The following is a 12,484-nucleotide window of genomic DNA, read 5'->3' as shown; positions in this document are numbered from 1 at the left end:
GCGGGCCTCATCGGTTCGTTGTCTGGCGCAGCAGCATGGTGCCACCGCGCTGGGTAAATTCAAGTTTGTTCAGCGCGCTCATACCGAGCAGCACTTGCTCGCCATCCAGGCCTGGCACGACGATGGCGCGCACATCACGCAACACAATGTCGCCCAGTTGCAGCCGGTCGACCCGGGTTCGATAACCCTCGGTGCGACCGTTGGCGGTGCTCAGGGTCACCCCGAAGCCTTGTTCCAGTTTCAGCCGTTCGGCCATTTGCGCCGGGATCGCCACATCGGTCGCCCCGGTATCGAGCATGAAATTCACCGGCTGGCCATTGATATGGCCGCTGGCAACGAAATGCCCCTGGCCATTGCTCACCAGTTTCACCTCGACGAAACCCTCGCCGCGTTCCGAGCTGACGACCACATTCGGATTTTGCTGACGCTCTTCCCACTGGCCGAAAAACCGCGTGGCCAGAAACAAAGCGGCGCACCAGGCCAGTACCATCAATACCCGACCGGCACGTTTGCCCGGCGTTTGCTGGCTCATGACTTGGCACTCCAGCCACCTTCAGGTACAGCAAAGCGCCAGACGATCGGACGGACCTCGCCATCGGCGCGGGCGCCGGTGTTGTTGTCGATGCCGATCCAGGCGCCCTCGGCGTCCACGATCAAGGCTTCCGTCAGGGCAAAGTCCTGGGGATAACGACGATTTTCCTGCAACGCCTCATCGGCAAACGACCAGCAGCGCTCGACCTTGGCTGTCACTGCATCACGACGGCAAATCTCGTACGCATTGCGCTCGAGGGTAAACAGCTTGCCGTCGAACCATGACAGGTCGGCAAAATCCCGGGGCATCGGCCTGGCGCTGGGAAATTGTGCCGGTTGCATCTCCTTTCCGCCTTCGCTCAGCAGCACACAGCCGCCATCGCAGTCCCAGACGGTCTGCTTGCGCTTGACCAGCAGCAACCCGCGGCTCTCGCGCTCGGCAGCCAACCACAACTGGTCACCTTGTGGATTGATCGCCAAGCCCTCGAACAATGCATTAAAGCGCAGCAACATACCGCTGGCCCGCGCCTCGCGCACCATGAGCGGCGAAATCTTCAGCCAGAAGGTTGGCCCGGTTGGCGGAATTTGCAGCACCGCCGCATGAGACTCGCTGACCACGTAGCGATTGCCAGCGCTGTCGCAGGTGATCCCTTCGAAATCCAGGTCACCGCCACGCACGAACGACGACACCCAGGCCCGCGAACGCAGGCCCCAGGGCAAGCCGCTTTCCGGCACGGGCGGCACGCCGATGCCCACCGCTTCCGCACGCCAGACACCCGCGCCCGTCTCGAGGCGGTAGATCTGGTCGTCGTCGCGGTCGGAGACCGTCCACAACTCCGTGCCGCACTGGGCCAGCCCGGACAGGTTGCCGCCGCGCATGCCGTCCACGGCGTGCTCGGACAACAGGCGCAGCTGCGGTGTCGGCTTGGCAGACACCGTCATCGAGGTCAGCAGCAACGCACACGCCAGGGCAAAGCCCAGCCGCATCAGCCCAGCACCTCCGCCAGGTTGCCCTTGGACTCCAGCCAGGTCTTGCGGTCGCCGGCGCGTTTTTTCGCCAGCAGCATGTCCATCATTTCCGAGGTCGCGTCGAAATTATCGCCCAGGGTCAGTTGCACCAGGCGCCGGGTGTTCGGGTCCATGGTGGTTTCGCGCAGCTGCGGCGGGTTCATTTCACCCAGGCCCTTGAATCGGGTGACCTGCGGCTTGCCGCGCTTCTTCTCGGCCACCAGGCGATCGAGAATGCCGTCGCGCTCGGCTTCGTCGAGGGCGTAGTAGATCTCTTTGCCCAGGTCGATGCGGTACAGCGGCGGCATGGCGACGTAGACGTGACCGGCATCCACCAGCGGGCGGAAATGCTGGACGAACAGCGCGCAGAGCAGGGTCGCAATGTGCAGGCCGTCGGAGTCGGCGTCGGCGAGGATGCAGATCTTGCCGTAGCGCAGCTGGCTCATGTCCGCGGCGCCCGGATCGACGCCGATGGCCACGGCAATGTTGTGCACTTCCTGGCTGGCCAGCACTTCGCTGCCGTCGACTTCCCAGGTATTGAGGATCTTGCCGCGCAACGGCAGGATCGCCTGGAACTCTTTGTCCCGCGCCTGCTTGGCAGAACCACCGGCGGAATCACCTTCCACCAGGAACAGCTCGGAACGCATCGGGTCCTGCCCGGCGCAGTCGGCGAGCTTGCCCGGCAACGCCGGCCCCTGGGTGATGCGCTTGCGCTCGACCTTCTTGCTGGCCTTGAGGCGACGACCAGCGTTGTTGATCGCCAGTTCCGCCAGCGCCAGGCCGGTTTCCGGGTGCGCGTTGAGCCACAGGCTGAACGCATCCTTGACCACACCGGAGACGAACGCCGCCGCTTCGCGGGACGACAGGCGTTCCTTGGTCTGGCCGGAGAATTGTGGCTCCTGCATTTTCATCGACAGCACAAAAGCGATGCGTTCCCAGACGTCTTCCGGCGCCAGCTTCACGCCGCGTGGCAACAGGCTGCGGAATTCGCAGAACTCGCGCATGGCGTCGAGCAGGCCTTGGCGCAAACCGTTGACGTGGGTACCGCCCTGGGCGGTCGGGATCAGGTTGACGTAGCTTTCCTGCACCGCGTCGCCACCTTCCGGCAGCCACAGCAGCGCCCAGTCCACGGCTTCCTTGTTACCGGCCAGGCTGCCGCAGAACGGCTCGTCCGGCAGGCGCTCGAATTCGCTGACCGCGTCGACCAGATAGGAACGCAGGCCGTCTTCGTAATGCCATTCGACTTTCTCGCCGCTGGCCTTGTCTTCAAAACTGACCAGCAGCCCCGGGCACAGGACGGCCTTGGCCTTGAGCACGTGCTTGAGGCGGCTGATGGAGAATTTCGGTGAATCGAAGTATTTCGGGTCCGGCGCGAAGAACACGCTGGTGCCGGTATTGCGTTTGCCGACCGTACCGAGGATTTCCAGCTCGGTTTTCTTGAAACCGTCAGCGAAGGTCATCTGGTATTCGTTGCCGTCACGTTTTACACGCACCCGGACTTCGGTCGACAAGGCGTTGACCACCGAAATACCCACCCCGTGCAGACCGCCGGAGAACTGGTAGTTCTTGTTGGAAAACTTGCCACCCGCATGAAGCTTGGTGAGGATCAGTTCGACCCCGGAAACGCCTTCTTCGGGGTGAATGTCCACTGGCATGCCACGGCCGTCATCGCTGACTTCCAGCGAGTGATCGGCGTGGAGGATGACCTGCACCGATTTGGCATGCCCGGCCAAGGCTTCGTCGACACTGTTGTCGATGACTTCCTGGGCGAGGTGGTTCGGCCGACTGGTGTCGGTGTACATGCCGGGGCGTTTGCGCACCGGGTCGAGGCCCGAGAGGACTTCGATGGCGTCGGCGTTATAAGAGCTAGCGCTGGGAGTGGCCATGGGGTCTCGTCGTCAGTCTTTCATTGAAAATAGGGGCAAGGTTTCACAGCGCGGTGAAATCAATCGCCTGATACAAATCTGCGCCAATGCCGGCAAAACTCAGCATCGCCGGAAGCTGCTCGGCAAAACCCTGGAAACCATGGTCGCCACCGGCCTGGATGCGCAAGGCACAGGCCCGGTAATACTGTTGGGCGAGGCGATAGTCCAGTGTTTCGTCACCGGTCTGCAACCATACCTGATAGCGCTGCGGGTCCTGGGGTGCCGGCACTTCCAGCTCGGCGAGGGCCGTCACATGGTCGTGGGTCATTTCCCAGGTCTCGTCGGTATACAGGTTCTTCTGTGTACCCAGGAACCCGTCAAACATCCGGTGCGGACTGACGGCAGGGTTGATCAACAGGGCTTTCAAGCCATGGCGCTCGGCCAGGTGAGTCGCATAGTAGCCGCCGAGCGAGCTGCCGACCAGCAGTGGCCGTCCGAGCGCTTCAATCGCCTGCTCCAGCTGACCGATGGCCTCGCGGGGGTGGTGATGCAGGGCCGGCACACGCAATTGGTCGCTCAAGCCCAGGCGTTCCATCACTTCGCTCAACTGGGTGGCCTTTTTCGACGCAGGCGCGCTGTTGAAACCGTGGATATAAAGGATCGAGCCGGACATTTGAACTCCCTGAGCTTCGGGTAAAGAGGCGGAGTTTACAGGGAATCGGGGATATACGTGGAAGTCAGGTTGCCTGTGGGGAAGCCTTCGCGAGCAAGCCCGCTCCCACATGGGATCTGAGTGAACGCGCTATTTATGAACACAGGAGATCCAGTGTGGGAGCGGGCTTGCTCGCGAAGGACGCGCCTCGGTCCCTCAGTAGCCGTTGGAGCCGTAATCGACCTGAAAGTCGAACCCGGTCAGGCGTTCCACACCGGTTTCCAGCCGCCCATCCGGCAATAAACGCAACCAGCGATACCCCGGCGCCTGCTCCCCGACCTTGAAGTCTTCGCTGCCCGGTTCGAACTGAATGCAGGTCGATGGCGAGGCGATCAGACGCACGCCGTTACTCAATTGATCGATTTCCTGATGCACATGGCCCCACAGCACGGCACGCACCTGTGGAAAACGATCCAGGACTTCAAAAAACGCCTCAGGATTGCGCAGACCGATCGGCTCCATCCACGCACAGCCGATCGATACCGGGTGATGGTGCAGGCACACCAGATGGTGCCGCTCCGGCGCTTCGCTCAAGGAACGGGCCAACAACTGCAACTGCTCATCCTGCAAATACCCCGGTACTGAGCCCGGCACGGCCGAATCGAGCAGGGTGACCCGCCAGTTGCCAACATCCACCACCGGCTCCAGCAAGGCGCTCTGCACCGCGGCCTCGGCCATTATCCGCGGCTCGTCGTGATTGCCGGGAATCCAGCGCGCTGGCGCGTCGAGCTGTCGGGTCAACTCGCGAAACTGCTGGTATGACTCGAGCGTGCCGTCCTGGGACAAATCGCCGGTGGCCAGGATCAGATCGATGCGAGGCTGCTGCTCGCGTACCAAGTCGATGACTTTTTGCAGGCTGTCACGGGTATTCATGCCCAGCAGCATCCCGTCCGCTTCGGCGAACAGGTGACTGTCGGAGAGCTGCACCAGCAACGCCGGATCGGCGGTGGTCAAGTTGGATACGCTCGGCAAGGCGTTCTCCCAGGGCGTGATCGCGGGGTTGGAGGATGGCGCAATTATGCTGGGGGATGATCAAAAAGGGGAATCCGCGAACCTGACGCAGTTCACAAGAACGTCAACGGACCACTTCGTACTCGTGCCCCAACGCCAGGCAATGACTCAACCACTCGCCCAGGAACATGTTCAGCTGGGCCTTTTCGTCGGGCTGGTGCATCGAGGCGTTCGGGTAAGGATAGATGCCGCGAAAGCGCCGTGCATGTTCGGCGCTGACCACTTCGGCCATGCACGCGTCGTGATAGACCTGCACTTCCAGTTGCGGCACCGGCAGCCATGGCAGACTGTGCTCCTGGCGCACCTGCAGGGTGGTGGTGTAGGGACAGACCTGCAGCACCTCCAGCGCCAGCACGCCCAGCATCTGGTCGCCATGGGTCACGGCGATACGCCGCGCCGCCGGCTCGCTGCGCATGTCCGGCAACAATCGCATCAGGCGCGCGTAGTTCGCCTCGCAGGATGCCTGTAGCCCCACGAGGTCCACCCGATAGCGATCGCGCAGCTTGTTTACGACCATAGCCCCCTCACTTCAACGCGGTTCAGTGCCAGCCATTGCAAGGCAATGATGCTGGCCGCGTTGGCAATACGTCCGTCGCGTACGGCTTGCAGGGCATCTTCGAACGCCCACACCGTGACACGAATATCTTCAGCCTCTTCCTCCAGCCCATGCAGGCCGCCTACCCCACTACTATCGCAACGTCCCAGGTACAAATGCACGAATTCGTTGCTGCCGCCCGGCGATGGAAAATATTGGGTCATCGGCCACAGCGCCCCGATGACAAGCCCAGCTTCCTCCTGCGCTTCGCGGTGAGCAACTTCTTCCGGTTGCTCATCCTTGTCGATCAGACCAGCGACCAGTTCGATCAGCCATGGATTGTCGGTCTTGCCCAGGGCACCGACGCGAAACTGCTCGATCAGCACCACTTCGTCGCGCTGGGGGTCGTAGGGCAGCATGCACACCGCATCGTGGCGCACGAACAGTTCACGGCTGATTTCGCGGCTCATGCCGCCGGCGAACAGTTCGTGGCGCAAGTGCACGCGATCGAGCTTGTAGAAACCCTCGAAGCACTTTTCGCGCCGAACGATATCCACGGCGGTCGGAATGGCTTTGGCAAAATCAGTCATGACTATCCTCGTATCTGACACCGAGGCTCCAACCTCGACTTCGCGCCATCCTAACGCGCCCGTGAGGTTTGATGCAGCCCCTTTACCTTCATCGAGATGGACGGTGAGGGCGAAACCCACTCTAATTAGCTTAGTGGCGAACTGACTGCTCCGTTGACAGTCGAAGCGGGTAACTTTTCGCCTTTCCCTGTTTTATGAAGGACGCCCATGTCGCTTTTTAAAATTGCCTCCGTGGCCGCTCTCGCCCTGACCCTGGGCGCTTGCCAGAGCCTGTTCCAGCCTAACTATCGCGCGCCGCTGGAAACTACCCGCGACGCCACCGAGCAACTCAAGCCAGGCTGTACGGACCAGGACTGTCCGCTGGTGAACATCGACACCCTGCACTTCCCCGCCGAGCCTGAACTGGACGGCATCATCGAAAAACGCCTGCTGCAAATGACCCGCACCTCACCCGACGCCCCGGTGGCGCCGACGCTGGCGGCCTATCGCGAACAGTTTTTGCGCACCGCAGGTCCGCGCAACAGCATTTACCTGCAGGCCAAGGTACGTGAGCAGCATGACGGACTGGTGATCATCGAGTTGTCCAGCTACCTGGACACCGGCGGCGCCCATGGCACGCCGGGTCGGGGGTTCATCAACTACTCGCGTCAGCAGCATAAAGTGCTGACACTGTCGGACATGCTGGTGCCCGGGCAGGAAGAGGCGTTCTGGAAAGCCGCGCAGGTGGCGCACAACAGCTGGTTGATCAGCACCAAGCTCGATCAGGAACCGGAGTTCGTCAAGAGCTGGCCGTTCCAGAAAACCCAGAACGTGGCGCTGACCTACGGCGGGGTGATCCTCAAGTACGAAACCAGCAGCATCGCGCCTTACGCGCTGGGCCATGTCGAACTGAAGATCCCCTACCCTCGCCTGAACGGCATCATCAAGCCCGAGCTGTTTCCCGGTCGTAACTGAAGGCCCGACCCAGCACCAGTTGCAGCAGCCCTGCCAGGATCAACGCCGGCAGGGTTGCGCCGATGTCCGGATACAGATTGGCCAGCAAATGATAGGTGCTCACCCCGCCCAACCAGGCGAGCAGCGCCGGCCAGCGCAATGCGGCTGACGCCACTTGGCCACTGCGTTTGCGCAGGATGAAGTGATCCACCAGCACCACGCCGAACAGCGGCGCAAACACCGATCCGATCAACAGCAGGAAGTTCTGGTACTGGGCCAGTGGCGCCAGCAAGGCGATCAGGGTGCAGATCACGCCGATGGCCAAGGCCAGGTGCTCGACTTTCAGGCGCAACAGGATCCCGCTGGAAACGGCTGCCGAGTGAATGTCGGCAAAGGCGTTTTCCGACTCATCGAGCAGGATCAGCAGCAGCGGAATGCCCAGGCCTGCGCCCGCCAGCGCCAACAGCAAGGCATTGACTTCACCGCTCGGCGCGAACGCCAGGGTGTAGGCCACGCCCAGGCTCATCAGCCAGAAATTACCGATGAAGAAGCCAATCGCCGTACCGCCGAAGACATTCTTCGCACGCTTGCCGAAACGCGAGTAGTCGGCAATCAGTGGCAGCCACGACAGCGGCATCGCGATAGCAATGTCGAAGCCCACCGCGAACGGCATCGAACCGTCACCGGCCTGCGCCCACAAGGCGGCCAGGTCGGCTTTGGCGAACAGGTTCCAGGTCAGCCAGATGCACGCTGCCAGCAACAGCCAGATGCCCCATTTACGCAGGATCTGGCGCACGAAGGTCAACGGACCGCTGACGGCCAACAGGGTCGCCAGTGCGCCGAAGAACAAGGTCCACAGCACTGGATTGGACAGTACGCTACCCTCGCTGAAGGCCTTGGCGCCCAACAGGCTGGCGGCATCGCGCATGACGATGATCTCGAACGAGCCCCAACCGATCAGTTGCAGCAGGTTCAGCACCGCCGGCAGGCTAGCGCCTTTGTTGCCGAGGCTGAGTTTGAGCGCGGCCATGGATGACAGGCCGGTGTCGCTGCCGATCACGCCGACGGCAGCCAGCAGTAGAACGCCGACCAGCGTACCGAGGAAGATCGCCAGCAGCGAGCCGGACAGGCCCAGGCCTGGCGCGAGCAGTGCGCCGGTCTGCAGGACCATCAGGCCGATGCCGAGGGAGAACCACAGGGAAAACAGATCGCGGCCGCCGAACACACGTTTGTCGGTAGGCACCGCGATGTCGGGGGAATAAGTACTCGGTTGAATGCTCAAGGGTGTTATCTCAGAGGGATAAGTGTGTCATTGAGAAATCCGGTGCCTGTTCCAACGCCTTCGCGAGCAAGCCCGCTCCCACATTGATCCCGGTCGTACACAAAATTTGTGTTCACAGGAGATCCAGTGTGGGAGCGGGCTTGCTCGCGAAGACGGCAGCAAAGGCGCCGTCAATCACAGGTCAGATCAAACTTTCTGATACAGCTGACTGCCTTCCTGCTTGAAGCGCTCAGCCTGTTCGGCCATGCCCTGGGCAACATCCACGTCGACCGCCTCGATCCGTTGGTTGGCCGCATACTCGCGGACTTCCTGGGTAATTTTCATCGAGCAGAATTTCGGCCCGCACATGGAGCAGAAGTGCGCGACCTTGGCCGAATCCTTCGGCAGCGTCTCATCGTGATACGAACGGGCGGTATCCGGATCAAGGCCCAGGTTGAACTGGTCTTCCCAACGGAATTCGAAGCGCGCCTTGCTCAAGGCATTGTCGCGGATCTGTGCGCCCGGATGCCCCTTCGCCAGATCGGCGGCATGCGCGGCGATCTTGTAGGTGATGATCCCGGTCTTGACGTCATCCTTGTTTGGCAGGCCCAGGTGCTCCTTGGGCGTGACGTAGCAGAGCATGGCGCAACCGAACCAGCCGATCATCGCCGCGCCGATACCGGAGGTGATGTGGTCGTAGCCCGGCGCGATGTCGGTGGTCAGCGGGCCGAGGGTGTAGAACGGCGCCTCGTCGCAGCATTCCAGCTGCTTGTCCATGTTCTCCTTGATCAACTGCATCGGCACGTGGCCCGGGCCTTCGATCATGCACTGCACGTCGTGCTTCCAGGCGATCTTGGTCAGCTCGCCGAGGGTCTCCAGCTCGCCGAACTGCGCTTCGTCGTTGGCATCGGCAATCGAGCCAGGACGCAGGCCATCACCCAGCGAGAAGCTGACGTCGTAGGCCTTCATGATTTCGCAGATGTCTTCGAAATGGGTGTAGAGGAAGTTTTCCTTGTGGTGCGCCAGGCACCACTTGGCCATGATCGAACCGCCACGGGAGACGATGCCGGTCACGCGCTTGGCGGTCATTGGCACGTAGCGCAGCAACACGCCGGCGTGAATGGTGAAGTAGTCGACGCCCTGCTCGGCCTGCTCGATCAGGGTGTCGCGGAACAGCTCCCAGGTCAGGTCTTCGGCGACGCCGCCGACTTTTTCCAGGGCCTGGTAGATCGGCACGGTACCGATCGGCACCGGCGAGTTGCGGATGATCCACTCGCGGGTTTCGTGAATGTGTTTGCCGGTGGACAGGTCCATGACCGTGTCCGAACCCCAGCGAATGCCCCAGGTCAGTTTCGCCACTTCTTCTTCGATGGACGAACCCAGGGCGCTGTTGCCGATGTTGCCGTTGATCTTCACCAGGAAGTTACGGCCGATGATCATCGGTTCCAGTTCGGTGTGGTTGATGTTGGCCGGAATGATCGCGCGGCCGCGGGCGATTTCGTCACGGACGAATTCCGGGGTGATGATTTTCGGCACGCTGGCGCCGAAGCTGTGGCCGGCGTGTTGCTGGTCCAGCAGGCCGGCGGCGCGGGCCACTTCCAGCTTCATGTTTTCGCGGATGGCGACGTATTCCATCTCGGCGGTGATGATGCCCTGGCGCGCGTAGTGCATCTGGCTGACGTTGGCACCCGGCTTGGCACGGCGCGGGTTGTTCACGTGGGCAAAACGCAGCTTGGTCAGTTCCGGGTCGGCGAGACGTTCCTGGCCGAAGTTGGAGCTCAGGCCGCTCAGGCGCTCGGTGTCGCCGCGGGATTCGATCCAGGGCGAGCGCACATCGGCCAGGCCTTTGCGCACGTCGATGATGACGTTGGGGTCGGTGTACGGGCCGGATGTGTCATAGACCACGACCGGCGCGTTGACCTCGCCACCGAAGTCGGTTGGCGTCACGTCGAGGCTGATTTCGCGCATCGGCACGAGGATGTCCGGGCGAGTGCCCTGGACATAGATTTTTTGCGAGCGGGTAAACGGCTGCACCGATTGTTGATCGACCTTGGCCGAGTCACTCAGGTTGGTGGCGATTTTTGCTTTTGTAGTCATCACGGGCTCTCCAGACAGCATCCAGGCAGTGGAATTTTGTCGGAGCGAACCTGTAAACGAATGGACGCACGGGCGCTGAAAAAACCAGCTGTGCTGTGCTCAGTGCTCGAGGGGTGTTCGATTGTCGAACAACATCCCGGACGAAGCACAAGAGGACTCGCCGGGTGACGAGAAATCTTGTTCCCTACGCAGGCGCTAACCTGATCAGGTTCAACGGGATCCGAAATTATTCGATCTCAGCCTCATAGCAAGGCACCCCGACAAGAACCCGGCCAGTCTAGACACAACTGGCAGAGAACGCCAACTCCGTTGCAAACACCGTGATGAATGGCGCAATTAGCGCGATTGCCAGGATTGTTGCCGCTCCAATGCACAACTACACTCGCTACGCCAAGCTGCGCATTGACGTTGCACAGGCAGCGCCTTAGCCTTGGCGCTCAAATTACTTGTGTAATATTTTTACTAGGGAACGCCTATGCTGCGCAAACTCTCACTGGCCCTTGCCGTGTCTTGTGCGTCCAATGGAATGGCCTGGGCAGCAGAAGCGCCCTTATCGACCAGGACCGACCTGGTCAGCGTGTATCAGGAAGCGGTGAACAACAACGCCGACCTTGCCGCCGCCATCGCCCAATATGGCGCCCAAAAGGAAGTCGTGCCCCAGGCCCGCGCCGGGTTGCTGCCCAACCTGTCGGGCGGCGCCAATGTTGCCAGCGTGCGCACCGCTATCGACCAGCCTTCGGCCACGACCAACCGCAATGCCCATTCGTATCAGGCGACCCTGGCGCAGCCACTGTTCCGCGCCGACCGCTGGTTCCAGTTCCAGGCCGCCAAGGACGTCAACGAACAGGCAGCGCTGCAACTCTCCGCGACCCAGCAAAACCTGATCCTGCAGACGGCCGACAGTTACTTCAACGTGCTGCGCAGCCAGGACAACCTGGCCTCGACCAAGGCCGAGGAAGCCGCGTTCAAGCGTCAACTTGACCAGTCCAACGAGCGCTTCGATGTCGGCCTTTCGGACAAGACCGACGTGCTGAACTCGCAAGCCAGCTACGACACGGCACGCGCCAACCGCATCGTTGCCCAGCGCCAGGTGGATGACGCCTTCGAAGCCCTGATCACCCTGACCAACCGTCAGTACAACTCGATCCAGGGCATCAGCCACAACCTGCCGATCCTGCCGCCCGCGCCGAACGACGCCAAGGCCTGGGTCGATACGGCGGCCAAACAGAACCTCAACCTGCTGGCCAGCAACTACGCCGTCAGTGCCGCCGAGCAAACCGTCAAGCAGCGCAAGTCCGGTCATGCACCGACCCTCGACGCCGTGGCGCAATATGAGAAAGGCGACAACGATGCGCTGGGTTTCAGCAACCCGAACGGCTTTCCCCAGGCGTATGGCGGCAACGTCGAGCAAACGACCGTGGGCCTGCAACTGAACATCCCGATCTACAGCGGTGGCCTGATCAATTCCCAGGTGCGCCAATCCTATGCGCAGCTGGACCAGACCGAGCAGCAACGCGAATCCCTGCGTCGACAAATCGTCGAAAACACCCGTGACCTGCACCGCGCGGTGAATACCGATGTCGAGCAGGTGCAGGCGCGCAAGCAATCGATCATCTCCAACCAGAGCGCGGTGGAAGCGACCGAAATCGGCTATCAGGTGGGCACGCGAAACATCGTCGACGTGCTGGATGCACAGCGCTCGCTCTACACGTCGGTGCGTGACTACAACAACACCCGCTACGACTACATCCTCGACAACCTGCGCTTGAAGCAGCAGGCCGGTACGTTGAACCCGGGGGACTTGCAGGATCTGGCACGTTGGCTCAATCCCAACTACAACCCGGACAAGGACTTCCTGCCGCCGGATCTGGCGAAGGCCGCGGCTGAGCAACTCAAGGCAAGGCCTTAAAGCAAAAGATCGCAGCCTTCGGCAGCTCCTAC

The 12,484-nt window shown here is 61.5% G+C and carries 11 protein-coding genes and 1 riboswitch; of the genes, 2 read left to right on the top strand and 9 right to left on the bottom strand.

Going from position 1 to position 12,484, the window contains the following annotated elements; translation table 11 throughout:
- Window positions 1-7 precede the first annotated feature (7 nt).
- From DKB71_RS03040 to DKB71_RS03010, 7 genes are all read right to left on the bottom strand, one after another.
- The gene (locus DKB71_RS03040) at window positions 8-532 is read right to left on the bottom strand and encodes a TIGR02281 family clan AA aspartic protease (RefSeq protein ID WP_046819858.1); all 525 of its coding nucleotides are present in this window, start codon (window positions 530-532) and stop codon (window positions 8-10) included.
- Complete coding sequence (locus DKB71_RS03035) at window positions 529-1,518, bottom strand: esterase-like activity of phytase family protein (RefSeq protein ID WP_408599587.1); 990 nt, start codon at window positions 1,516-1,518, stop codon at window positions 529-531. The genes DKB71_RS03040 and DKB71_RS03035 overlap by 4 nt, the downstream gene beginning before the upstream one ends.
- A complete protein-coding gene (gene parE, locus DKB71_RS03030; protein ID WP_274076780.1) occupies window positions 1,518-3,425 on the bottom strand; it encodes a DNA topoisomerase IV subunit B in 1,908 nt (635 codons plus the stop codon). Before parE ends, DKB71_RS03035 begins: the two co-directional genes overlap by 1 nt.
- Before the next feature lie 43 nt (window positions 3,426-3,468).
- Window positions 3,469-4,077, bottom strand: coding sequence for a YqiA/YcfP family alpha/beta fold hydrolase (locus tag DKB71_RS03025; protein ID WP_323626744.1), 609 nt, complete (start codon window positions 4,075-4,077; stop codon window positions 3,469-3,471).
- A 195-nt stretch (window positions 4,078-4,272) separates the two neighbouring features.
- Window positions 4,273-5,088 (bottom strand): 3',5'-cyclic-AMP phosphodiesterase, encoded by an 816-nt coding sequence (gene cpdA / locus DKB71_RS03020; protein ID WP_274076010.1) that lies wholly within the window; start codon window positions 5,086-5,088, stop codon window positions 4,273-4,275.
- Between the two features lie 103 nt (window positions 5,089-5,191).
- Window positions 5,192-5,644: a DUF1249 domain-containing protein gene (locus DKB71_RS03015; protein ID WP_008063540.1), complete on the bottom strand. Its 453-nt coding sequence runs from the start codon at window positions 5,642-5,644 to the stop codon at window positions 5,192-5,194.
- Window positions 5,635-6,252, bottom strand: coding sequence for an NUDIX domain-containing protein (locus tag DKB71_RS03010; protein ID WP_323626742.1), 618 nt, complete (start codon window positions 6,250-6,252; stop codon window positions 5,635-5,637). Before DKB71_RS03010 ends, DKB71_RS03015 begins: the two co-directional genes overlap by 10 nt.
- 207 nt (window positions 6,253-6,459) lie before the next feature.
- Between DKB71_RS03010 and DKB71_RS03005 the strand changes: the two genes are divergently transcribed.
- On the top strand, window positions 6,460-7,206 hold the full coding sequence (locus tag DKB71_RS03005; RefSeq protein WP_323608915.1) for an RsiV family protein: 747 nt from the start codon (window positions 6,460-6,462) through the stop codon (window positions 7,204-7,206).
- Here DKB71_RS03005 and cytX read toward each other — a convergent pair.
- Window positions 7,175-8,467 (bottom strand): putative hydroxymethylpyrimidine transporter CytX, encoded by a 1,293-nt coding sequence (cytX, locus tag DKB71_RS03000; RefSeq protein ID WP_408599586.1) that lies wholly within the window; start codon window positions 8,465-8,467, stop codon window positions 7,175-7,177. The genes DKB71_RS03005 and cytX overlap by 32 nt on opposite strands.
- A gap of 186 nt (window positions 8,468-8,653) precedes the next feature.
- Window positions 8,654-10,543, bottom strand: coding sequence for a phosphomethylpyrimidine synthase ThiC (gene thiC, locus DKB71_RS02995; protein WP_034148712.1), 1,890 nt, complete (start codon window positions 10,541-10,543; stop codon window positions 8,654-8,656).
- A gap of 164 nt (window positions 10,544-10,707) precedes the next feature.
- A riboswitch (TPP riboswitch) is annotated at window positions 10,708-10,813 on the bottom strand.
- 205 nt (window positions 10,814-11,018) lie between these two features.
- On the opposite strand from thiC, the gene DKB71_RS02990 reads away from it, so the two are divergent.
- Window positions 11,019-12,452: a TolC family outer membrane protein gene (locus DKB71_RS02990; protein WP_408599585.1), complete on the top strand. Its 1,434-nt coding sequence runs from the start codon at window positions 11,019-11,021 to the stop codon at window positions 12,450-12,452.
- Window positions 12,453-12,484 lie beyond the last annotated feature (32 nt).

This window comes from Pseudomonas sp. PLMAX, assembly GCF_046042685.1.
Taxonomy (GTDB): domain Bacteria; phylum Pseudomonadota; class Gammaproteobacteria; order Pseudomonadales; family Pseudomonadaceae; genus Aquipseudomonas; species Aquipseudomonas putida_AE.
Note: the sequence above shows the minus strand (reverse complement) of the source record. Positions and strands in the feature narration are given on the sequence as shown.

What these genes read in the sequence shown, in the direction of transcription:
- DKB71_RS03040 (WP_046819858.1), bottom strand. Translation starts at nt 532, where the DNA reads ATGAGCCAGCAAACGCCGGGCAAACGTGCCGGTCGGGTATTGATGGTA.
- DKB71_RS03035 (WP_408599587.1), bottom strand. Translation starts at nt 1,518, where the DNA reads ATGCGGCTGGGCTTTGCCCTGGCGTGTGCGTTGCTGCTGACCTCGATG.
- parE (WP_274076780.1), bottom strand. Translation starts at nt 3,425, where the DNA reads ATGGCCACTCCCAGCGCTAGCTCTTATAACGCCGACGCCATCGAAGTC.
- DKB71_RS03025 (WP_323626744.1), bottom strand. Translation starts at nt 4,077, where the DNA reads ATGTCCGGCTCGATCCTTTATATCCACGGTTTCAACAGCGCGCCTGCG.
- DKB71_RS03015 (WP_008063540.1), bottom strand. Translation starts at nt 5,644, where the DNA reads ATGGTCGTAAACAAGCTGCGCGATCGCTATCGGGTGGACCTCGTGGGG.
- DKB71_RS03010 (WP_323626742.1), bottom strand. Translation starts at nt 6,252, where the DNA reads ATGACTGATTTTGCCAAAGCCATTCCGACCGCCGTGGATATCGTTCGG.
- DKB71_RS03005 (WP_323608915.1), top strand. Translation starts at nt 6,460, where the DNA reads ATGTCGCTTTTTAAAATTGCCTCCGTGGCCGCTCTCGCCCTGACCCTG.
- thiC (WP_034148712.1), bottom strand. Translation starts at nt 10,543, where the DNA reads ATGACTACAAAAGCAAAAATCGCCACCAACCTGAGTGACTCGGCCAAG.
- DKB71_RS02990 (WP_408599585.1), top strand. Translation starts at nt 11,019, where the DNA reads ATGCTGCGCAAACTCTCACTGGCCCTTGCCGTGTCTTGTGCGTCCAAT.